This window comes from Streptomyces sp. NPDC031466 (genome assembly GCF_055581265.1).
In genome coordinates, this window is the sequence record NZ_JBVIJT010000007.1 from 399606 (window position 1) to 420706 (window position 21101).

At 71.3% G+C, this 21101-nt stretch carries 16 protein-coding genes; 12 read left to right on the forward strand and 4 right to left on the reverse strand.

The features are described from left to right. Positions 1 to 70: 70 nt before the first annotated feature. On the reverse strand, positions 71 to 1111 hold the full coding sequence (locus tag ACZ5GP_RS19730) for a hypothetical protein (protein WP_468752057.1): 1041 nt from the start codon (positions 1109 to 1111) through the stop codon (positions 71 to 73). A 138-nt stretch (positions 1112 to 1249) separates the two neighbouring features. Beyond that, on the reverse strand, positions 1250 to 2053 hold the full coding sequence (locus ACZ5GP_RS19735; RefSeq protein ID WP_468752058.1) for a hypothetical protein: 804 nt from the start codon (positions 2051 to 2053) through the stop codon (positions 1250 to 1252). A 136-nt stretch (positions 2054 to 2189) separates the two neighbouring features. On the opposite strand from ACZ5GP_RS19735, the gene ACZ5GP_RS19740 reads away from it, so the two are divergent. Continuing rightward, positions 2190 to 4814 carry a valine--tRNA ligase gene (locus tag ACZ5GP_RS19740; protein WP_468752059.1) on the forward strand — a complete coding sequence of 875 codons (2625 nt, stop codon included), beginning with the start codon at positions 2190 to 2192 and terminating at the stop codon, positions 4812 to 4814. 65 nt (positions 4815 to 4879) lie between these two features. On the opposite strand, the gene ACZ5GP_RS19745 is transcribed toward ACZ5GP_RS19740, so the two are convergent. Beyond that, positions 4880 to 5560, reverse strand: a complete 681-nt coding sequence (locus ACZ5GP_RS19745; protein WP_468752060.1) for a hypothetical protein — start codon at positions 5558 to 5560, stop codon at positions 4880 to 4882. Between the two features lie 135 nt (positions 5561 to 5695). Between ACZ5GP_RS19745 and ACZ5GP_RS19750 the strand changes: the two genes are divergently transcribed. Continuing rightward, positions 5696 to 6856: a sensor histidine kinase gene (locus tag ACZ5GP_RS19750; RefSeq protein WP_468752061.1), complete on the forward strand. Its 1161-nt coding sequence runs from the start codon at positions 5696 to 5698 to the stop codon at positions 6854 to 6856. Between the two features lie 279 nt (positions 6857 to 7135). Here ACZ5GP_RS19750 and ACZ5GP_RS19755 read toward each other — a convergent pair whose 3' ends face one another. Continuing rightward, positions 7136 to 8152: a rod shape-determining protein gene (locus ACZ5GP_RS19755; RefSeq protein WP_468752062.1), complete on the reverse strand. Its 1017-nt coding sequence runs from the start codon at positions 8150 to 8152 to the stop codon at positions 7136 to 7138. A 144-nt stretch (positions 8153 to 8296) separates the two neighbouring features. On the opposite strand from ACZ5GP_RS19755, the gene folC reads away from it, so the two are divergent. From folC to ACZ5GP_RS19805, 10 genes are all read left to right on the forward strand, one after another. Further along, positions 8297 to 9823, forward strand: coding sequence for a bifunctional tetrahydrofolate synthase/dihydrofolate synthase (gene folC, locus ACZ5GP_RS19760; RefSeq protein ID WP_468752063.1), 1527 nt, complete (start codon positions 8297 to 8299; stop codon positions 9821 to 9823). A gap of 6 nt (positions 9824 to 9829) precedes the next feature. Then, complete coding sequence (locus ACZ5GP_RS19765; RefSeq protein WP_468752064.1) at positions 9830 to 10195, forward strand: DUF4233 domain-containing protein; 366 nt, start codon at positions 9830 to 9832, stop codon at positions 10193 to 10195. Between the two features lie 79 nt (positions 10196 to 10274). After that, on the forward strand, positions 10275 to 10688 hold the full coding sequence (ndk, locus tag ACZ5GP_RS19770; RefSeq protein WP_468752065.1) for a nucleoside-diphosphate kinase: 414 nt from the start codon (positions 10275 to 10277) through the stop codon (positions 10686 to 10688). Between the two features lie 342 nt (positions 10689 to 11030). Continuing rightward, positions 11031 to 12050, forward strand: a complete 1020-nt coding sequence (locus ACZ5GP_RS19775) for a rod shape-determining protein (protein WP_030564059.1) — start codon at positions 11031 to 11033, stop codon at positions 12048 to 12050. Between the two features lie 161 nt (positions 12051 to 12211). Beyond that, on the forward strand, positions 12212 to 13192 hold the full coding sequence (mreC, locus tag ACZ5GP_RS19780; protein ID WP_468752066.1) for a rod shape-determining protein MreC: 981 nt from the start codon (positions 12212 to 12214) through the stop codon (positions 13190 to 13192). Between the two features lie 12 nt (positions 13193 to 13204). Further along, a complete protein-coding gene (gene mreD / locus ACZ5GP_RS19785) occupies positions 13205 to 13876 on the forward strand; it encodes a rod shape-determining protein MreD (protein WP_468752067.1) in 672 nt (223 codons plus the stop codon). Between the two features lie 112 nt (positions 13877 to 13988). Next, positions 13989 to 16217 (forward strand): penicillin-binding protein 2, encoded by a 2229-nt coding sequence (gene mrdA, locus ACZ5GP_RS19790; protein ID WP_468752068.1) that lies wholly within the window; start codon positions 13989 to 13991, stop codon positions 16215 to 16217. Beyond that, positions 16217 to 17413: a rod shape-determining protein RodA gene (gene rodA / locus ACZ5GP_RS19795; RefSeq protein WP_358582217.1), complete on the forward strand. Its 1197-nt coding sequence runs from the start codon at positions 16217 to 16219 to the stop codon at positions 17411 to 17413. The genes mrdA and rodA overlap by 1 nt, the downstream gene beginning before the upstream one ends. A gap of 48 nt (positions 17414 to 17461) precedes the next feature. Further along, positions 17462 to 19120: a CYTH and CHAD domain-containing protein gene (locus tag ACZ5GP_RS19800; RefSeq protein WP_468752069.1), complete on the forward strand. Its 1659-nt coding sequence runs from the start codon at positions 17462 to 17464 to the stop codon at positions 19118 to 19120. A gap of 50 nt (positions 19121 to 19170) precedes the next feature. After that, positions 19171 to 21096 (forward strand): TIGR03960 family B12-binding radical SAM protein, encoded by a 1926-nt coding sequence (locus tag ACZ5GP_RS19805; RefSeq protein WP_468752070.1) that lies wholly within the window; start codon positions 19171 to 19173, stop codon positions 21094 to 21096. Positions 21097 to 21101 lie beyond the last annotated feature (5 nt).

Below are 21101 nucleotides of genomic sequence, written 5' to 3' on the forward strand. Positions count from 1 at the left end.
GGGGCCCGGCCGGGTGACCGGGCCCATGCCCTGGACCGGAGGCGGCCGGGCCTGTGGCGGCCCGCCGGTGTCAGCTCTTGACGCGGACTTCCCCGCGGAACCTGGCGGTCGTCGTCGCGGCCTCGTCCAGATCCGCGGCCCCGCCGGACAGCGCGCTCGCCACGTCCGTGGTGACGACGTAGCCGATGGTGCTGTGGTCACCCCAGATGCAGGTCGAGGCGGACATCTCGCTGGGACCGGAGGCGCCGGCCGTGGAACCGCTCGTGGAGCCGCTCGTGGAGCCGCCGCCGAGGGCGGCACCGAGGTCGACCTTCATCTCCTGGCACTTGAGGACCGCGCCGTCCAGCTCGGCGGGCTTGTACTCCTTGGGGCTGCCGACCAGCGTGACCTTGCCGCCGCTCGTGCCGCCCTCCCCGGCCTCCTTCTCGGCGTTGGTGAACATGTGGTCCACGACACCCTCGGGGTCCTTGATGTCGCCGTAGACGCCGCCGAAGGTCAGCACCTTCTGCGCCATCGGGTTGTCCTTGCTGCCCGACTGGTACTGCGCCTGCACGTCCTTGGGGTTCTTCACCCCGGCCGCCTCGGCCTTGTCGAGGTCGACGCCGTTGAGTCCGCTGGAGCGGCCCGGGTCCTTCTTGTAGTCGGTGAGGACCGTCTCCGGCGTCGTCAGCTTGTGCGGGCCGTCGTCCTTGACGCCGGAGTCGTCCTTCCCGCCGCCCGCCACGTTCGAGGAGCCGCCGTTCTTGCCGCCGCCCTTGTCGTCGTCACCGCCCGCGAGGACGAAGTACCCGCCGACCGCCGCGGCGGCGACCACGGCGACCGCCGCTATGACGAGGCCGGTCTTCTTCTTCCCGCTCCCGGGCGGCGGAGGCGGCGGCACCTGCCCGTAGGGGGCCTGCGGCTGCTGCCCGTAGTACCCCGGCTGCTCGGGCGAGCTGTAGCCACCCTGCTGGGGCGCCTGCTGCGGGGCCTGCGGGGGGTACCCGTAGCCGCCCTGGGGTGCCTGCGGGGGATACCCGTAGCCGGGCTGCGGGGCCTGCGGCTGCTGCCCGTAGGGGCCGGGCTGCTGGGGCTGACCGCCGCCGTACGGTCCCGGCTGGTTGTGACTCATTGCTTGGGTTCCCTCCCGATGCTTACGCGTTCCGAACATCCTGTCGGACGAACACGGGAGGACGACGCCACCGGAGCGGATCGATGCGCAGTTGTTGAAGAGCTGTTCCACACTACGAACGCACCCCTCCATCCGCGGTCACTCCTCGACGCGGGCCGCCTTGCGCAGGGTGGCCGCGAAGCGGGCGACGTCGGTGGTGGCCATGCCGCCGCTTCCCTTTGCCAACGCCGCCGTGTCGACGCCGACGACGACGCCGTACGTGCTGTGGTCGGCCCAGATGCAGATCGGCAGTTCGACCGTGTCGCCGCCGTCCGTCAGCTCGGCCGTCTGGCACTTCATGAGGGCGTTGTCGAGCGCGTCCGGCTCGACGCTCTCGGGGCTGCCGGCCAGCTTGATCTGCTCGTCGCCCCCGTTGCCGGCGTGCGCCTTCTTCTCGGTGTTCGCGGCGACCTTGGCGAAGCCCGCGTCGAGGGCCTCCGCCGGGTCGGCTATCTCGCCGTAGATCCCCTGGAAGCTCATCTGCGTCCCCTTGCCGGCCGAACCCGAGATGTAGGCGGACGACACGTTGTGGGGGTTCTTGATGCCGACCTTCTCGGCGTTCTTCTTGTCGCCGGGGCCGAGCGGACCGTCGTCGACGTTGTCCTTGGTGTTCTTCCTGAACTCGCCCACCGAGGACGGCGGCACCAGCCGGTGCGCCCCGTCGTCCTCGACCGAGGCCGAGCCGCCGCCCGCGCCGAAGAGGAAGTACGCGCCGACGCCGAGCGCGACGACCACCGCGACGGCGCCGATGATCAGGCCGGTCTTCTTGCCGCCGCCCTGTCGCGGCGGCTGCTGCGGCGCCTGCTGCGGGGGCGGCGGAAAGCCGTACCCCGGCTGCGGCGGCTGCTGACCGTACGGGCCCGGCTGCTGACCGTCGTACGGGCCTGGCTGGTGGTCGCTCATCGTGGGGGTCCCCCTCCGGACTCTGATGTGTCCCGGACATCCTGGAGGACGCGGGGCCCCCGTGGCGCCCCGGATGGCAAGCGTTATCGAACATTCCGGTTTCGGGACCGCCCGGCGACCCCCCTAAACTGACCGGGTGACCGAGAACGCTCAGCAGCAGCCCCCAGCGACCACTCCCGAACTGCCGACCCAGTACGCGCCGGCCGAGGTAGAGGGGCCGCTGTACGAGCGCTGGGTGGAACGGGGCTACTTCTCCGCCGACGAGAAGAGCGAGAAGCCGCCGTACGCCGTCGTCATCCCCCCGCCGAACGTGACGGGCGCGCTCCACCTCGGCCACGCCTTCGAGCACACGCTGATCGACGCCCTGACCCGCCGCAAGCGCATGCAGGGCCACGAGACGCTGTGGCAGCCCGGCATGGACCACGCGGGCATCGCCACGCAGAACGTGGTCGAGCGCGAGCTGGCCAAGGAGGGCAAGTCCCGCCACGACCTCGGGCGCGAGGCGTTCATCGAGCGCGTCTGGAAGTGGAAGGGCGAGTCCGGCGGCCAGATCTCCGGCCAGATGCGCCGCCTCGGCGACGGCGTCGACTGGCAGCGCGAGCGCTTCACCATGGACGAGGGCCTCTCGCAGGCCGTCCAGACCATCTTCAAGAAGCTCTACGACGACGAGCTGATCTACCGCGCCGAGCGCATCATCAACTGGTGCCCCCGCTGTCTGACGGCGATCTCCGACATCGAGGTCGAGTACCAGGACGACGACGGCGAGCTGGTGTCGATCAAGTACGGCGAGGGACAGGAGACGCTCGTCGTCGCCACCACCCGCGCCGAGACGATGCTCGGTGACACCGCCGTCGCGGTCCACCCCGACGACGAGCGCTACCAGCACCTCGTCGGCAAGCAGATCAAGCTGCCGCTGACCGACCGCACCATCCCGGTCGTCGCCGACGAGCACGTCGACCCCGAGTTCGGCACCGGCGCCGTCAAGGTGACCCCGGCCCACGACCCGAACGACTTCGAGATCGGCCGGCGCCACTCGCTGCCGAACATCGCGGTCATGGACGAGCACGCGGTCATCACCGCGCACGGCCCCTTCCAGGGCCTGGACCGCCTGGAGGCCCGCTCCGCCATCGTCGCGGCGCTGCGCGCCGAAGGCCGCGTCGTCGCCGAGAAGCGCCCCTACACCCACTCCGTGGGCCACTGCTCGCGCTGCAAGACCACCGTCGAGCCGCGCCTGTCGATGCAGTGGTGGGTCAAGGTCGGCCCGCTCGCGAAGGCCGCAGGCGACGCGGTCCGCGACGGCAAGGTCAAGATCCACCCGCAGGAGATGGAGAAGCGCTACTTCGACTGGGTCGACAACCTCCACGACTGGTGCATCTCGCGCCAGCTCTGGTGGGGCCACCGCATCCCGGTCTGGTACGGCCCGAACGGCGAGATCGTCTGCGTCGGCCCCGACGACGAGGCCCCCACCGGCGAGGGCTGGCGCCAGGACAACGACGTGCTCGACACGTGGTTCTCCTCCGGCCTGTGGCCCTTCTCCACGCTCGGCTGGCCCGAACAGACCGAGTCGCTCGCGAAGTTCTACCCGAACTCCGTGCTGGTCACCGGCTACGACATCCTCTTCTTCTGGGTCGCCCGGATGATGATGTTCGGCCTGTACGCGATGGACGGCACCCCGCCGTTCCACACGATCGTGCTGCACGGCATGGTCCGCGACCAGTTCGGCAAGAAGATGTCGAAGTCCTTCGGCAACGCGGTCAACCCGCTGGACTGGATGGACAAGTACGGCTCGGACGCCCTGCGCTTCACCCTGGCCCGCGGCGCCAACCCCGGCACGGACGTGCCGATCGGCGAGGACTGGGTCCAGGGCTCGCGCAACTTCGCCAACAAGATCTGGAACGCCACCCGCTTCGCGATGATGAACGGCGCCACGATCGAGGGCGACCTGCCCCCGGCCGAGCAGCTGTCCGCCACCGACCGCTGGGTGCTCTCCCGCCTGAACGCGACGGTCGCCGAAGTCGACGCGCTCTACGACGACTTCCAGTTCGCCAAGCTCTCCGACGCCCTCTTCCACTTCGCGTGGGACGAGGTCTTCGACTGGTACGTCGAGCTGTCCAAGACGACGTTCATGGCCGGCGGCGAGGGCGCCAAGGTCTCGGCCCGCGTCCTCGGCGAGGTCCTGGACGTCACGCTGCGCCTGCTCCACCCGATCGTCCCGTTCGTCACGGAGACGCTCTGGACGGCGCTGACCGGCGGCGAGTCCCTCGTGATCGCCGACTGGCCCGCCGACAGCGGCTTCCGCGACCCGGCCGCGGAGCGGGAGATCGAGACCCTCCAGCAGGTCATCACCGAGGTGCGCCGCTTCCGCGCCGACCAGGGCCTCCAGCCCGGCCAGAAGGTCCCGGCCCGCCTCGCCCTGGACGGCACGGCACTCGCCCCGCACGAGGCCGCCATCCGCCAGCTCCTGCGCCTGCTGCCGGAGGGCGACGCCTTCACGGCGACGGCGACGCTGCCGGTCTCGGGCGCCACCGTCGCGCTCGACCTGTCCGGCACGATCGACGTGGCCGCCGAGCGCAAGCGCCTGGCCAAGGACCTCGCCGCCGCCGAGAAGGAGAAGGCGCAGGCCGAGGCCAAGCTGGGCAACGAAGCGTTCCTCGCCAAGGCGCCGGACCAGGTCGTGGACAAGATCCGTGGCCGCCTGACGAAGGCGGAGGGCGACATCGCCCGCCTGACGGCCCAGTTGGCGGCGCTGCCGGCCGCGTAGGCATGCGACACCGAAGGCTCCCGGGACCGATGACGAGCGGTCCCGGGAGCCTTCGTCGTACGCCGTCAGCCGATGGGGCGGCGGTCCGGGGCCCGCTCGTCGGCGGGGCCCGCGGGGCCGATGAGGTCGACCGGCTCGAAGAACCCGGCCGGGCGGCACTCGCGCGGCACGCCGCGGCCGTCCTCGCGCGGCGCGATCTCCAGACCCAGCCGCTCCAGCTCCGCGCCCGCCAGCGCCTCCAGGATCTCCGGATCGCCGTGCCGCCAGCCCCAGGCGAGACTGCCCGGCGTGGCGTCGGGGATCTCCGAGGCGGTGGCGGCCACCTCGTCCAGCGGCCGGAGCAGCGAACGCAGGGCCAGCAGGTCGCGGCCGTCGTCGGAGGCGGCCAGGTCCCGGGCCGCGCCCGCCTGACGGATCCAGCGCAGCCTGCGCGGCAGCCACACCACCAGGACCAGGCCCACGGGGACGACGAACAGGGCGAGGGCGCCGACGGCCACCGCCGTGCGCACGGTCACCGGATCCATCGCGTCGACGGCGTCCGCCACGCGCCGCAGCGCCGTGTCGAAGCGCCCGCCGACCAGCGGCAGCGGCGCCCTGCGCTCCTGGAGAGCGCGGGGCAGGGCGAGCAGACAGGCCAGCCGGTACGCGGTCACGGCGACGGCGGCCCACAGCGCGGCCCACAGCAGGACCCCGGCGTCACCGGCGAGCTGATGGGTCCGCCGGGCGGAATTCTGGGCATACCACATGGTCAGATCTGACCCCCGGCACGGACGAGGGCCGGTCAGCCGCGCCGGGCGCCCGGACAAGCCCGTGCCGCAAATCACCAAATCAGTGCCATAAGTCTGATGAATCGGGTCGAAGGGCCCTGGATGATGGAGAGCATGCACGACCGCCCCGCCGCCCAGGCGATCCGCCGGGCGACGGCCACCGGCCGTCGCCTCGCCGGCCGCTGGGCGCGCACGGCCGGCGCCCTCGACCTGGTCACCGCGCTGAGCGCGCTGGCGCTGATGAGCCTGGACGTGCCGGGCCTCGCGGCGGCGGACAACTCCCTCACCGGCCCCACGGCCGCGCTCGTCCTGACGGCGGGCGCCGCCTCCCTGCTGCTGCGGCGGGCGGCGCCCTGGCTGCCGTACGCCGTCGCGCTGCTGCTGCTCGGCTGGCTGCACGAGCTGACGCTGGTGCAGTTCGCGCTGTACTCGCTCGCGCGCTACCGCGGCCGCCGGGCCGGCACGCTCGGCGTCCTCGGCTACGTCGCGTTCGCCTACGCCATGTTCCTGCTCCCCGGCTGGCCGCCGCACCGGGGCGAGACGCTCAGCGAGTTCCTGAGCCTCGTCGTGCCGATCGGCGTGCTCGCGGCGGGGGTCGGCGTCGCCGCGAACCGGCAGGACCTCGTCCGCGCGCTGGAGACGCAGCGCGCGGAGACGGACATGCTCCACGCCGTCCAGCAGGAGCGGGCCCGCATCGCGCGCGACGTGCACGACTTCGTCGGGCGCGAGCTGACGCTGCTGAGCGTGCGCTCCCAGGTGCTCGCCCGCCGGGCCGAGGGCAGCCCCTTCGCGGACGGCTTCGAGGAGCTGTCCGAGACGGCGCGCAGCGCGCACCGCATGCTCAACGAGATCATCGTCCAACGTGGTGTGGACGGGGCGCCCACGCCCGGCCTCGACGCGCTGCCCGAGCTGGCGGAGCGCAGCGGGCGCGCGGGCAGCCCCGTGGAGCTGCTGGTGGCTCCCGCGGCCCACCGGCTCTCGCCGCTGCGGCAGGCCGCGGTCCACCGGGTGGTGCAGGAGTGCCTGACGAACGCGGCGAAGCACGCGCCGGGGGAGCGGGTCACCGTGCGGGTGGACGTGGCCGACGGGCGCCTTGGGATCGCCGTCCGCAACGCGCTGCCGGTGGCGGCGCCCGCGTCGGCGCCGGTTTCCTCGGGGAGCGGTACGACGGGGATGGCGGAGCGGGTCCGGGCGGTGGGCGGAGAGTTCTCGGCGGGGCCGGTGGACGGGGCGTATGAGGTCGTCGCCTGCCTGCCCGCGGGGGAGCTGTCCTGACCGCAGGGACCTTTCCCACCCACCCACCCGTCACCCGGCACTGACCCGTCCCGAAGGGCCTCGCCCGGCACCCGGCGTTCACCCGTCCCGAAGGGCCTCGCCGGCACCCGGCGTTCACCCGTCCCGAAGGGCCTCGCCCGGCACCCGGCGTTCACCCGTCCCGAAGGGCCTCGCCGGCACCCGGCGTTCACTCGTCCCGAAGGGCCTCGCCGGCACCCGGCGTTCACTCGTCCCGAAGGGCCTCGCCGGCACCCGGCGTTCACTCGTCCCGGAGGGCCCTCACGCCGCCGACATCACCCGTTCCAGGCCGTCGAAGTCCTCCACGCACTTGCCGCAGCCCAGCGCCACGCTGTCCAGCGGGGTCTCGGCCACGAAGACCGGGATGCCCGTGTTGGAGGCGATCCGCAGGTCGAGGCCCGGCAGGAGTGCTCCACCGCCGGTCAGCACGATGCCGTGCTCCATGATGTCGCCGGACAGTTCCGGCGGGCACTCCTCCAGCGTGGTCTTCACCGCCGCGATGATCTGCTCCACGGGCTCGTCCAGCGCGGCCCGCACCTCGCGCGCCGTCAGGTCCACCGTCTTGGGCAGACCCGCGACCTTCTCCCGGCCCCGCACGGTGAACGTCCGCATCTCCAGGGCGTCCTCGCCCGGCACGGGCCACGCCGAGCCGATCGCGACCTTGATGTCCTCGGCGGTGCGCTCACCGATGAGCAGGGAGTGCTCCTTGCGGACGAAGTCGGTGATCGCCGTGTCCAGCCGGTCGCCGCCGACGCGCAGCGACTGCGCGGTGACGATCCCGCCCAGCGAGATGACGGCGACCTCGGTCGTGCCGCCGCCGATGTCGACGACCATCGACCCGCGCGGCTCGGCGACCGGCAGCCCCGCCCCGATCGCGGCGGCCATCGGCTCCTCCACCAGGTGGACGGCGCGCGCGCCGGCCCGCTGCGAGGCGTGCACGATGGCCCGCCGCTCGACGGGCGTGACCCCGCTCGGCACGCACACCACCATGCGGATACGGGGCCGCCGGCCGGGCACCGCCTTGCGCACGAAGTGCCGGATCATCACCTCGGCGGCTTCGTAGTCGCTGATCACGCCGTCCCGCAGCGGACGGATCGCGGTGATGGACCCGGGCGTGCGCCCGATCGTCTCCTTGGCCTCCGTCCCCACGGCCAGTACGCCGCCCCTGCCTCCCCTGTCCGACCGCACGGCGACGACGGACGGCTCGTTGAGCACGATCCCCTTGCCGCGCACGTAGAGCAGGGTGTTCGCAGTGCCGAGGTCGATACCTATGTCCATGATCGCCAAGTTTGCCGGGCGGCCCGCCGAAGCGGAGGGACCAAGGTCCCGAATCGGACGGGCCGAAAGTCCCGACGCTCCCGCCCGGCCCCGTCCGCCAGGTCCGGACGCCGAGTGTCGGTGGCGCTCCGTAGACTGGCGTACGTGAGTGACCTCCCCCCGCGCGACGAGCACGCAGACCACCCCGCCGACGACGCCGACGCCTTCGAGACCATCGTGGGCGCCGAGACCGACCGGGACCCCGACCTCGCGGTGATCGAGGCGGGCAGCCGCACCTTGCGCACCCTGGCGGGCCCGCCGCAGGGCGACGTCCCCGCCCGCCCCGCCGACCCGGAGGTGGACAGGGCGCTGCGCGAGGTCGAGACGGAGCTGGCGGGCCGCTGGGGCGAGACGAAGCTGGAGCCCTCCGTCAGCCGCATCGCCGCCCTGATGGACGTCCTGGGCGAGCCCCAGCGCGCGTACCCCTCGATCCACATCACGGGGACGAACGGCAAGACGTCCACGGCCCGCATGATCGAGGCCCTGCTCTCCGCCTTCGAGCTGCGCACCGGGCGCTACACCTCGCCCCACGTCCAGTCGATCACCGAGCGGATCAGCCTGGACGGCGCCCCCATCGAGGCCGAGCGCTTCGTGGAGACCTACCAGGACATCAAGCCGTACGTGGAGATGGTCGACGCCGCCCAGGAGTACCGCCTCTCCTTCTTCGAAATCCTCACCGGCATGGCGTACGCGGCCTTCGCGGACGCCCCGGTGGACGTGGCGGTCGTCGAGGTCGGCATGGGCGGCAGCTGGGACGCGACGAACGTGATCGACGGCTCGGTCGCCGTCATCACGCCCATCGACCTGGACCACACCGACCGCCTGGGCTCCACGCCCGGCGAGATCGCCACGGAGAAGTCCGGCATCATCAAGCAGGGCGCGACGGTGATCATGGCCCAGCAGCCGGTGGACGCCGCCCAGGTGCTCCTGAAGAAGGCCGTCGAGGTCGACGCGACGGTGGCCCGCGAGGGCCTGGAGTTCGGCGTCGTCGCCCGCCAGGTCGCCGTCGGCGGCCAGCTGCTGACCCTGCGCGGTCTCGGCGGGGAGTACGAGGAGGTCTTCCTGCCCCTGCACGGCGAGCACCAGGCGCACAACGCCTCGGTGGCGCTCGCCGCCGTGGAGGCGTTCTTCGGCATCGGCTCCCAGCACGCGCGCCCGCTGGACATCGAGGCCATCCGCAAGGCCTTCGCCTCGGTCTCCTCGCCGGGCCGCATGGAGGTCGTGCGGCGCTCGCCCACCATCGTCCTGGACGCTGCGCACAACCCCGCGGGCGCCCGCGCCGCCGCCGCCGCGATCAGCGAGGCCTTCGACTTCAGCAACCTCATCGGCGTGGTCGGTGCGAGCGACGGCAAGGACATGCGGGGCCTCCTGGAGGCCTTCGAGCCGCTCTTCGCCGAGGTCGTCATCACGCAGAACACCAGCGACCGCGCGATGGACGCCGACACGCTCGCCGCCATCGCCGTCGAGGTCTTCGGCGACGACCGCGTCCAGGTCGAGCCGCGCCTGCCGGACGCCCTGGAGGCGGCGATCACCCTCGCCGAGGAAGAGGGCGAGTTCGCCGGCGGCGGCGTCCTCGTCACCGGTTCCGTCATCACGGTCGGCGAGGCCCGGCTGCTCCTGGGAAGGGGCTGACCCCGCGTGCGTACGCTCTGCGCCTCGACGCTGATCGGCGAGTTCTTCGTCATCGGCTTCGCCGGACTGGTCGCCATGAAGGACCCCGACCTCACCATGGGCACGGTCTGGACGGTCAGCGGCGTCGCGATGCTGCTGTGCGTACTGCTGTGCGGCGTGATCACCCGGCCCGGCGGCGTGCAGCTGGGCTGGGCCCTGCAGATCGCGCTGATCGCGAGCGGTTTCGTGGTGCCCACGATGTTCTTCATGGGCGCCGTGTTCGCCGCCCTGTGGTGGGCGTCGGTCCACTTCGGGCGGCAGATCGACGAGGCGAAGGCCCGGTTCGCGGCGATGGCCGAGGAGCAGGCACGGGCCGGAGGTAACACCGCGTAGCCACCCCCGGTATCGTGCGGCCCAATCCCACGCGATCGCAGAGATCGACCGATCGTAAGCACACCTCTTGGAGCCGCACATGAGCCAGCGCACCCTCGTCCTGCTGAAGCCCGACGCCGTCCGTCGTGGCCTGATCGGGGAGATCATCGGCCGCATCGAGCGCAAGGCGGGCTGGACGATCACCGCGCTGGAGCTGCGCTCGCTGGACCAGGACACCCTGGAGCAGCACTACGGCGAGCACAAGGGCAAGCCGTTCTACGAGCCGCTGGTCGCCTTCATGTCGTCCGGTCCGGTCGTCGCGCTGGTCGTCGAGGGCGAGCGGGTCATCGAGGGCGTGCGCGCCCTGGCCGGCCCGACCGACCCGATCGCCGCCGCGCCCGGCTCCATCCGCGGCGACTTCGGCACCATCGTCAGGGAGAACCTGATCCACGCCTCGGACTCCGAGGAGTCCGCCGAGCGCGAGCTGAAGATCTTCTTCCCGGGCGTGGCGTAACCTCCCGCGACACCCGCGCGAGCCCCTCGCGGGCCGTCCGCGCGTCCGCCGGACCGCTCGCTGACGAGGTGTCAGCGACACGCCGCGCGACCCGGACGGCCGGAGCGATCCGGCCGTCCCCGGCGCACCGCCCCGATCGGGGGAACCCGTGCCCCCTATGGCACGTCTCCACAAGCGGGGCGGCGCATCATCTGCTGACAATGGCGAAGACCCTCGCGCCGTCTTCGCGCGGCCGAGACTACGATGGAAGCCTCCACTGCCACTCAGCACCCACCTCGCCTACCTAAAAAGCCATCACACGCTCCAATAGGGAAGGCCAGACGCATCCTCATGGGGAACAACATGTCGTTCATCGGCCGTGACATGGCTGTCGACCTCGGGACCGCCAACACGCTGGTGTACGTCAGGGGTCGGGGGATCGTACTCAACGAGCCGTCCGTCGTCGCGATCAACACCAACACCGGTGGCATCCTCGCGGTCGGCGCGGAAGCGAAGAAGATGATCGGGCGCACGCCCGGCAACATCGTCGCGGTACGTCCCTTGAAGGACGGCGTGATCGCCGACTTCGAGATCACCGAGCGGATGCTCCGCTACTTCATCCTGAAGATCCACAAGCGGCGCTACCTCGCGCGGCCGCGCGTGGTCGTCTGCGTGCCCTCCGGCATCACCGGCGTGGAGCGCCGCGCCGTCATCGAGGCCTCCTCGCAGGCGGGCGCCCGCCAGGTGCACATCATCGAGGAGCCCATGGCGGCGGCCATCGGCTCCGGCCTGCCGGTCCACGAGGCCACGGGCAACATGGTGGTCGACATCGGCGGCGGCACCACCGAGGTCGCCGTCATCTCACTCGGAGGAATCGTCACGGCACAGTCCATCCGCGTCGCGGGCGACGAGCTGGACAACGCGATCATCCAGCACATCAAGAAGGAGTACTCCCTCCTCCTCGGTGAGCGCACGGCCGAGCAGATCAAGATCACCATCGGTTCGGCGTACGACATGGACGCCGACGAGCACACCGAGATCCGTGGCCGCGACCTGGTCTCCGGGCTGCCCAAGACGGTCGTCATCTCCGCCGCCGAGGTCCGCAAGGCCATCGAGGAGCCGGTCAACGCGATCGTGGACGCGGTCAAGACCACCCTCGACAAGTGCCCGCCCGAGCTGTCGGGCGACGTGATGGACCGCGGCATCGTCCTGACCGGCGGCGGCGCCCTGCTGCGCGGCCTGGACGAGCGGCTGCGCCGCGAGACCGGCATGCCGATCCACATCGCCGAGAACCCGCTGGACAGCGTGGCGCTCGGCTCCGGCAAGTGCGTGGAGGAGTTCGAGGCGTTGCAGCAGGTGCTGGACGCCCAGCCCCGCAGATGACGTGACGTGAAAAGATCCGCCGTACGAGTGCCGCCACCTCGTGCGGCGGATCGTTGACATAGAGGCACAAGAAGAATTCAGGCAAGGCAGAACAATTCCCCAGAACCCCGTGGAACGCGCAGCTTCCGCGGAATCCGATCGAGGAAGGCACGCCGCCGCACGTGAGGGACACACGAGAGAGTCGGCTGCTCCTGGTGCTGCTGATCGCCATCGCGTTCGCTTTGATCACGGTGGACATCCGCGGCGGTGAGGACTCGCCGGTCGACGGTGCCCGCCAGGCCGCCGCCACCGTCTTCGGCCCGGTCGAGGAGGGGATGTCCTCCGCCGTCGACCCGATCGGCAACGCCATCGGCGCGGTCCGCGACTCCGGTGACCGCCACGACCGCATCGCCGAACTGGAGCGCCAGAACGCCGCGTTGAAGGCCAAGCTCGGCAGCGACGACCGCAACCGCAGCCGCGTGCGCCAGCTCGACGGCATGCTCAAGAAGGCCGGCGCCGGACAGTACGGGATCAAGGGCGCCGAGGTCATCGGCATAGGAGCGGCCCAGGGCTTCTCCTGGACCGTCACCATCGACGCCGGCGCGCACGACGGCATCCGGCGCGACATGACCGTCCTGAACAGCGACGGCCTGGTCGGCCGCGTCACCACGGTCGGCCCGGACACCGCCACCGTGCTGCTCGCCAACGACCCGGACTTCACCGTCGGCACCCGCATGGAGCGGACCGACGAGCTGGGCTTCGCCACCGGCCAGGGCGACCGTCCGCTCTCCGTCCAGCTGCTCAACGGCAAGGCCAAGGTCAAGAAGGGCGACCGCCTGGTCACCTTCGGCTCGCAGAAGGACAGGCCGTTCGTGCCCGGCGTCCCCGTCGGCGAGGTCGTCCGCGTCGACCCCTCGGGCGGCGACCTCACCCGTACCGTCTACGTGAAGCCCTACGTCGGCTTCACCAAGCTCGACATCGTCGGCATCGTCGTCGAGGCACCCCGCGAGGACCCGCGCGACACCGTCCTGCCGCCCAAGCCCGCCAAGCCCAAGCCGACCCCGACGGTCACCGTCACGGCCACCCCGTCGGGAAAGCCGGCCGACGGCACGGCCGACGGCACGGTGCCCGGCGGCGCGGTGCCCGACGGCGACGAGCAGTAGGAGACCGGACCCATGCGCTTCAACCGAATCCTGCTCTCCGCCACCCTGGTCGTCGTCGCCCTGGTGATCCAGGTCAGCGTCCTCGCGCGGCTCCAGCTGCCGGGCGCCGTACCCGACCTGGTGCTGCTCACCGTCCTCGGCCTCGCCCTGGTCTACGGCCACGTCGGCGGAGCCCTCGTCGGCTTCGGCGCGGGCCTGCTGTCCGATCTGGCCCCGCCCGCCGACCACGCCGCCGGGCGGTACGCCCTGGTGCTCTGCGTCGTCGGCTACCTCGCGGGCCTCGCCAAGCCCGAGACCGGCCGGCTGCGCTCCGCCACCGGGCCGCTCGCCGTGGTCGTCAGCGCCGCCCTCGGCTCCACGCTGCTGTACGCGGGCGTGGGCGCCCTCGTCGGGGACACCGCGGCCCGCCATGTGGGCCTCGGCGGGCTGCTGTTCACCGCCGCGCTCTACGACCTGCTGCTCGCGCCCTTCACGGTGCCGCTGATCATCGCGCTCGCCAGACGCGCCGAGAACGACCCGCTGGGCGAGGGCTCCCCGGCCAACAAGGCCGCGGACGTCTCCTCCGGCTGGCTCGCCTCCGGCACCGGACTGAGCATCGGCGGCCGGCGCGGCGGCCTGCGGGCCAAGACGGCCAAGGCCCGCGTCGCCCGCGCCGGACGCATCAAGGGGGTCAAGCGACTGTGAGGGCGCAGCACGCCGCCGACGACATCAGGACAGCCGGCCGCAGCGGCGGAGCCGACCGCATCAGGCGAGCCGCACGCCCCGGAGAAACCGCTCGCACCCGGGGAGGGCAGCAGTGACCAACATCCCGGAGACCGGCCGGACCCCGCGCGTCCAGATCCGTCTCATCGTCCTGCAGATCCTCGTCGTCTCCCTGCTGCTCACCCTCGGTGGCCGCCTGTGGTACCTCCAGGTGCGCAACGGCGAGGAGTACGCCAAGGAGGCCTCCGGCAACCACGTCCAGCAGGTCGTCCAGCCCGCCGTGCGCGGCTCGATCCTCGACGCCCGCGGGGTGCCGATCGCCGACAACCACACGCGCCTGGTCGTCTCCGCCTCCCGCACGGACCTGATGAAGATGAAGGACGACGGCAAGGCGGTCCTCGCCAAGCTCGCCGACGTCCTCGCCATGGACCCCAAGGACGTCGCCGACAAGGTCCGCCTGTGCGACGCGAAGACCCCGCAGCCCTGCTGGAACGGCTCGCCCTACCAGCCCATCCCGATCACCGACGAGGCCACGCCCAAGCAGGCCCTCCAGATCCGCGAGCGCTCCGAGGACTTCCCCGGCATCACCGCCGAGCCCACCGCCGTGCGCCGCTACCCCGCGCCCGGCAAGTCCAACACCGCGCAGGTTCTCGGCTACCTCTCGCCCGTCACCGACGACGAGATCAACAAGGCCAAGGACACCGACTCCCCGTTCCTGCGCTCCGACCAGGTGGGCCGCTCCGGTCTCGAGCGCACGTACGACAAGCAGCTGCGCGGCAAGGCCGGCGTCACCCGCTACGAGGTAGACAACCTCGGCCGGGTCATCGGCAAGGCGAAGGCCGACAAGGCCGAGCCCGGCGCCAACGTCGTCACCAGCATCGACGCGCGCGTCCAGGCCGTCTCCGAGTACTGGCTGAACGACGCGATGAAGAAGGCCCGCCAGGAGTTCGACAAGAACACCGGCGAGAACTACAAGGCCGACGCGGGCGCCGTCGTCGTCATGGAGAACAAGACGGGCCGCGTGGTCGCCATGGCCTCCAACCCGGCGTACGACCCGAACGCCTGGGTCGGCGGCATCTCCGGCAAGGACTACGCCCGGCTCACCGGCAAGAAGTCCAACTACCCGCTGCTCAACCGAGCCATCCAGGGGCAGGCGGCCCCCGGCTCGATCTTCAAGGTGATCCCGACGACCGCCGCCGTCAACGCGGGCTACGACTTCAACGGCCGCTACCCCTGCCCCAGTTCGTACTCCATCGGTGGCCAGACCTTCAAGAACTTCGAGTCCAAGGGCCACGGCTCCATCACCCTCGGCCAGGCCCTCGAAGTCTCCTGCGACACCGTCTTCTACAAGCTCTCGCACGACCAGTGGGCCAAGGACGGCGGCAACAAGCCGAGGCCCGACGCCAAGGACTGGTTCTACAAGACCGCCCACCAGTTCGGCCTCGGCAAGGAGACCGGCATCGACCTGCCCAACGAGGTCACCGGCCGCGTCCCCGACCGCCAGTGGAAGAAGGACTACTGGAAGGCCAACAAGGACGCCTGGTGCAAGCAGGGCAAGAAGAGCGGCGGCGACTACGCGGCGCGCATCGCCTACGAGAACTGCCTCGAAGGCATGAAGATGCGCGCCGGTGACTCCGTCAACTACTCCATCGGCCAGGGCGACACCCTCGTCACGCCGATCCAGATGGCGACCATCTACTCCGCCATCGCCAACGGCGGCACCCTCCACGACCCCACCGTCGGCAAGGCGATCATCAGCGCCGACGGCAAGCGGATCCGCGAGATCCAGCCCACGTCGCACGGCAGGCTGCCGATGGACGCCGCACTCCAGAAGGACATAGACGGTGCCCTCGCGGACGTCGCCACGCGCGGTACGGCCGCGTGGCGGTTCGGCGGCTGGCCGCAGGACAAGATCCCGATGCACGCCAAGACGGGTACCGCCGAGGTCTACGGCAAGCAGACCACCTCGTGGTTCGCGACCTACACCAAGGACTTCACGATCGTCATGACGATCTCCCAGGGCGGCACTGGCTCCGGCGCCTCGGGACCCGCCGTCCGCAAGATCTACGACGCGATCTACGGCCTGGACGACAGCGGCAAGCAGAACCTCAAGAAGGCGCTCCTGCCCGAGCCGCAGAAGACCCTGCCGAAGATCCAGCCCGACGGTTCCATCGACGCCCCCAAGGTCAAGCCCTACAAGCCGGAGACGGCCGAGCCGCCAGGCGACCGCCCGGCGGAACAGCAGCCGGCCGACCGGCCGGACGGACCTCAGGACGATCAGCAGGAGCTGGCCGGCGCCCCGGCCGACTGGAGGCGTGACTGATGACCGGCAACGGCTTCTCCGTCCCCGGGTACGGCCCCGAGCGCTCGAACATGTCCCGGCTCCTCGCCCGCGACTCGATAGTGCGCCGGCTCGACTGGCCCATGCTCCTCGCGGCCATCGCGCTCTCCGCGATCGGCACCGCGCTCGTGTACTCCGCCACCCGCAACCGCACCGAGCTGGTCGGCGACGACCCGTACTCCTTCGCGCTCAAGCACCTGATGAACACCGGCATCGGCTTCGCGCTGATGATCGGCACCGTCTGGCTCGGCCACCGCACCCTGCGCACCGCCGTGCCGATCCTCTACGGCATCTCCGTCTTCCTCGTCCTGCTCGTCCTCACCCCGCTCGGCGCGACCATCAACGGCGCGCACGCGTGGATCGTCCTCGGCGGCGGCTTCTCGCTCCAGCCCTCCGAGTTCGTGAAGATCACGATCATCCTGGGCATGGCGATGCTCCTCGCCGCCCGCGTCGACGCGGGCGACCGGGAACACCCCGACCACCGCACGGTGGTGCAGGCCCTCGGCCTCGCCGCCGTACCGATCGCGATCGTCATGCTGATGCCGGACCTCGGCTCGGTCATGGTCATGGTGATGATCGTGCTCGGCGTGCTGCTCGCCTCGGGCGCCTCCAACCGCTGGGTCTTCGGCCTCCTCGGCACGGGCGTCGCCGGCGGCGTCGCCATATGGCAGCTCGGCGTCCTGGACGACTACCAGATCGCCCGCTTCGCGGCCTTCGCCAACCCCGCGCTCGACCCGGCCGGCGTCGGCTACAACACCAACCAGGCACGCATCGCCATCGGCTCGGGCGGCCTGACCGGCACCGGCCTGTTCAAGGGTTCCCAGACCACCGGCCAGTTCGTGCCCGAGCAGCAGACCGACTTCGTCTTCACCGTCGCGGGCGAGGAACTGGGCTTCGTCGGCGCCGGCGCCATCCTGCTCCTGCTCGGCGTCGTCCTGTGGCGGGCCTGCGCCATCGCGCGGGAGACCACCGAGCTGTACGGCACGATCGTCGCCGCCGGGATCATCGCCTGGTTCGCGTTCCAGGCCTTCGAGAACATCGGGATGACCCTCGGCATCATGCCGGTCGCGGGCCTTCCGCTGCCCTTCGTCTCCTACGGTGGCTCCTCGATGTTCGCGGTCTGGGTGGCCGTCGGACTGCTCCAGTCGATCAAGGTGCAGCGCCCGATGTCCGCATAGTCCCGCCGAACCCTGTTTGGGTTCGCGTTTCGCGTCTAGATTCCCTTCATGGCGGACATGAAGCACGAGGCGGAGACGAAGCGCGAGATCGAGCGGAAGTACGACGTCGGGGCGGACGCCGAGCCGCCCGACCTGACCGGAGTGCCCGGGGTGGGGAAGGTCGTCGACAAGGGTGTCCTCGAACTGGACGCCGTCTACTGGGACACCCCCGACCAGCGCCTGGCCGCCGGTGCGATCACCCTGCGGCGCCGCACCGGCGGCCCCGACGAGGGCTGGCACCTCAAACTGCCGGTCTCCCTCGCCGAAGGCGTGCGGGACGAGATCCACGCGCCGCTCTCCGACGAGGTGCCGCAAACCCTGCTCGCCCTCGTGCGCTCCCGCGTCCGCGAGGCCCGGCTCGCCCCCGTCGTCCGCCTGCTGACCGCACGGAACCCGCGCCACCTCCTCGACGCGCGCGGCGAGCTGCTCGCCGAGGTCAGCGTCGACGCGGTGCGGGCCGAGCGCCTCACCCCGGGCGGCGCCACCACCGCCTGGTCCGAGATCGAGGTGGAACTGGCCGACGGCGCCGACCCCGCCTTCCTGGACAAGGTGGAGAAGAAGCTGAAGAAGGCGGGCGTACGCCGCTCCTCCTCGTCGTCCAAGCTCAGCCGGGCCCTGACCCGGACCGCGCCGAAGGAGCAGAAGACCGAGAAGGGACAGCAGGCCAAGAAGGACGGGGCCGGCGGTGTGCGGCCTCCGGAGGGCGCGGTCACGAGCGGCAAGAAGGCCGGCAAGAGCGCCGCCGTCGCCGAGGCCGTGCGCGACGCCGTCGGCGAAGGGCCCGGGAGCGCCGGGGACCACCTCGTCGCCTATCTGCGCGCCCAGCGCGACGCCATCGTCTCGCTCGACCCCGCCGTCCGCCGCGACCTGCCCGACTCCGTGCACCAGATGCGGGTCGCCACCCGCCGGCTGCGCAGCGCCTTCACGTCCTACCGCAAGATCCTCGACCGCACCGTCACCGACCCCCTGGCCGAGGAGCTGAAGTGGCTCGCCGGCGAGCTGGGCGTCGACCGCGACCAGGAAGTCCTCACCGAGCGGCTCACCGCCCGCGTCGAGGCGCTGCCGGGCACCCTCACCCTCGGCCCGGTGCGCGGGCGGCTGCGCGCCTGGTCCGTCGCCCGGCGCACCGACGCGCGAAGCAGGACCCTCGCCGTCCTGGAGAGCCCGCGCTACCTCGCCCTGCTCGACGCCGTCGACGCCCTGCTCGCCGCGCCCCCACTGCGCCCCGCCGCCTCCGCGCCGCCCGCCAAGGCGCTCCCGAAGGCCCTGCTCAAGGACTACGCCCGCCTCGCCACCCGCGTCGAACACGCCCTGGCGCTCGCCCCCGGCCAGGAGCGCGACCGTGCCCTGCACGCCGCCCGCAAGGCCGCCAAGCGCGCCCGGTACGCCGGGGAGGCGGCGGTGCCCGCCCTCGGCCGGCCCGCCCAGCGGTTCGCGAAGCGGATGAAGGAGGTCCAGACCGTGCTCGGCGACCACCAGGACAGCGTCGTCGCCCGCGAGGCCCTGCGCGCCCTGGCGGTCCAGGCGCACCTGGCGGGGGAGTCCGCGTTCACCTGGGGGCTGCTGTTCGGCCAGGAGGAGGCGGCGGCGACGGACAGCGAACGCGCGCTGCCCGGCGCGTGGGCCGAGGCGGCCCGGGGAAAGACGCGGGCGTCATTGGGCAGGTGAACCCCGGGGTACGCTGGATGGTCACCCCTGCCGGCTCATGAAGGTTCGCGATGTCTGTCGAATCGGTCTTCCCACAGCTCGAAGCTCTGCTCCCGCATGTGCAGAAGCCCATCCAGTACGTCGGCGGTGAGCTCAACTCCACCGTCAAACCGTGGGAGAGCTGCGACGTCCGCTGGGCGCTGATGTACCCCGACGCCTACGAGGTCGGACTGCCCAACCAGGGCGTCATGATCCTCTACGAGGTGCTGAACGAACGCGACGGCGTGCTCGCCGAGCGCACGTACAGCGTGTGGCCCGACCTGGAGGCCCTGATGCGCGAGCACCGGGTCCCGCAGTTCACCGTGGACAGCCACCGCCCCGTGAAGGCGTTCGACGTCTTCGGGCTCAGCTTCTCCACCGAGCTGGGGTACACCAACATGCTGACCGCCCTGGACCTCGCGGGCATCCCGCTGGAGTCCAAGGACCGCACCGTCGAGGACCCGATCGTGCTCGCCGGCGGCCACGCCGCCTTCAACCCCGAGCCGATCGCCGACTTCATCGACGCGGCGATCATCGGCGACGGCGAGCAGGCCGTGCTCGACATGACCGAGATCATCCGCGCCTGGAAGGCGGAGGGCCGCCCCGGTGGCCGCGAGGAGGTCCTGCTGCGCCTCGCGAAGACCGGGTCCGTCTACGTCCCGGCCTTCTACGACGTCGAGTACCTCCCGGACGGCCGGATCGCCCGCGTCGTGCCCAACAGGTCGGGCGTGCCGTGGCGGGTCTCCAAGCACACCGTCATGGACCTCGACGAGTGGCCCTACCCCAAGCAGCCCCTCGTCCCGCTCGCGGAGACCGTCCACGAGCGCATGTCCGTCGAGATCTTCCGCGGCTGCACCCGCGGCTGCCGTTTCTGCCAGGCCGGCATGATCACGCGCCCCGTGCGGGAGCGAAGCATCACCGGCATCGGCGACATGGTGGAGAAGGGTCTCAAGGCGACCGGCTTCGAAGAGGTCGGCCTGCTCTCGCTCTCCTCGGCGGACCACACCGAGATCGCCGAGGTCGCCAAGGGCCTCGCCGACCGGTACGAGGAGGACAAGATCGGCCTGTCCCTCCCCTCGACCCGTGTCGACGCCTTCAACGTGGACCTCGCCAACGAGCTGACCAGGAACGGCCGCAGGTCGGGCCTGACCTTCGCCCCCGAGGGCGGCTCCGAGCGCATGCGCAAGGTCATCAACAAGATGGTGTCGGAGGAAGACCTCATCCGCACCGTCTCCACGGCCTACGGCAACGGCTGGCGCCAGGTGAAGCTGTACTTCATGTGCGGCCTGCCCACCGAGACCGACGACGACGTGCTCCAGATCGCCGACATGGCGACGAAGGTCATCCAGAAGGGCCGCGAGGTCTCCGGCTCGAACGACATCCGGTGCACGGTGTCGATCGGCGGCTTCGTGCCCAAGCCGCACACGCCGTTCCAGTGGGCCCCCCAGCTCTCCGCCGAGGAGACCGACGCGCGCCTGGAGAAGCTCCGCGACAAGATCCGCGGCGACAAGAAGTACGGCCGCTCGATCGGCTTCCGCTACCACGACGGCAAGCCCGGCATCGTGGAGGGCCTGCTCTCGCGCGGCGACCGCCGCATCGGCGCCGTCATCCGCGCCGTCTACGAGGAGGGCGGCCGCTTCGACGGCTGGCGCGAGTACTTCAGCTACGAGCGCTGGATGCGCTGCGCCGACAAGACGCTGCCTGAGATGGGCGTCGACGTCGACTGGTACACCACGCGTGAGCGCACCTACGAAGAGGTCCTGCCCTGGGACCACCTGGACTCCGGTCTCGACAAGGACTGGCTCTGGGAGGACTGGCAGGACTCGCTCGACGAGACCGAGGTCGAGGACTGCCGCTGGACGCCGTGCTTCGACTGCGGTGTCTGTCCTCAGATGGACACGCACATTCAAATCGGCCCCACCGGCAAGAAGCTCCTGCCGCTCACGGTCGTCAAGTAGCCGCA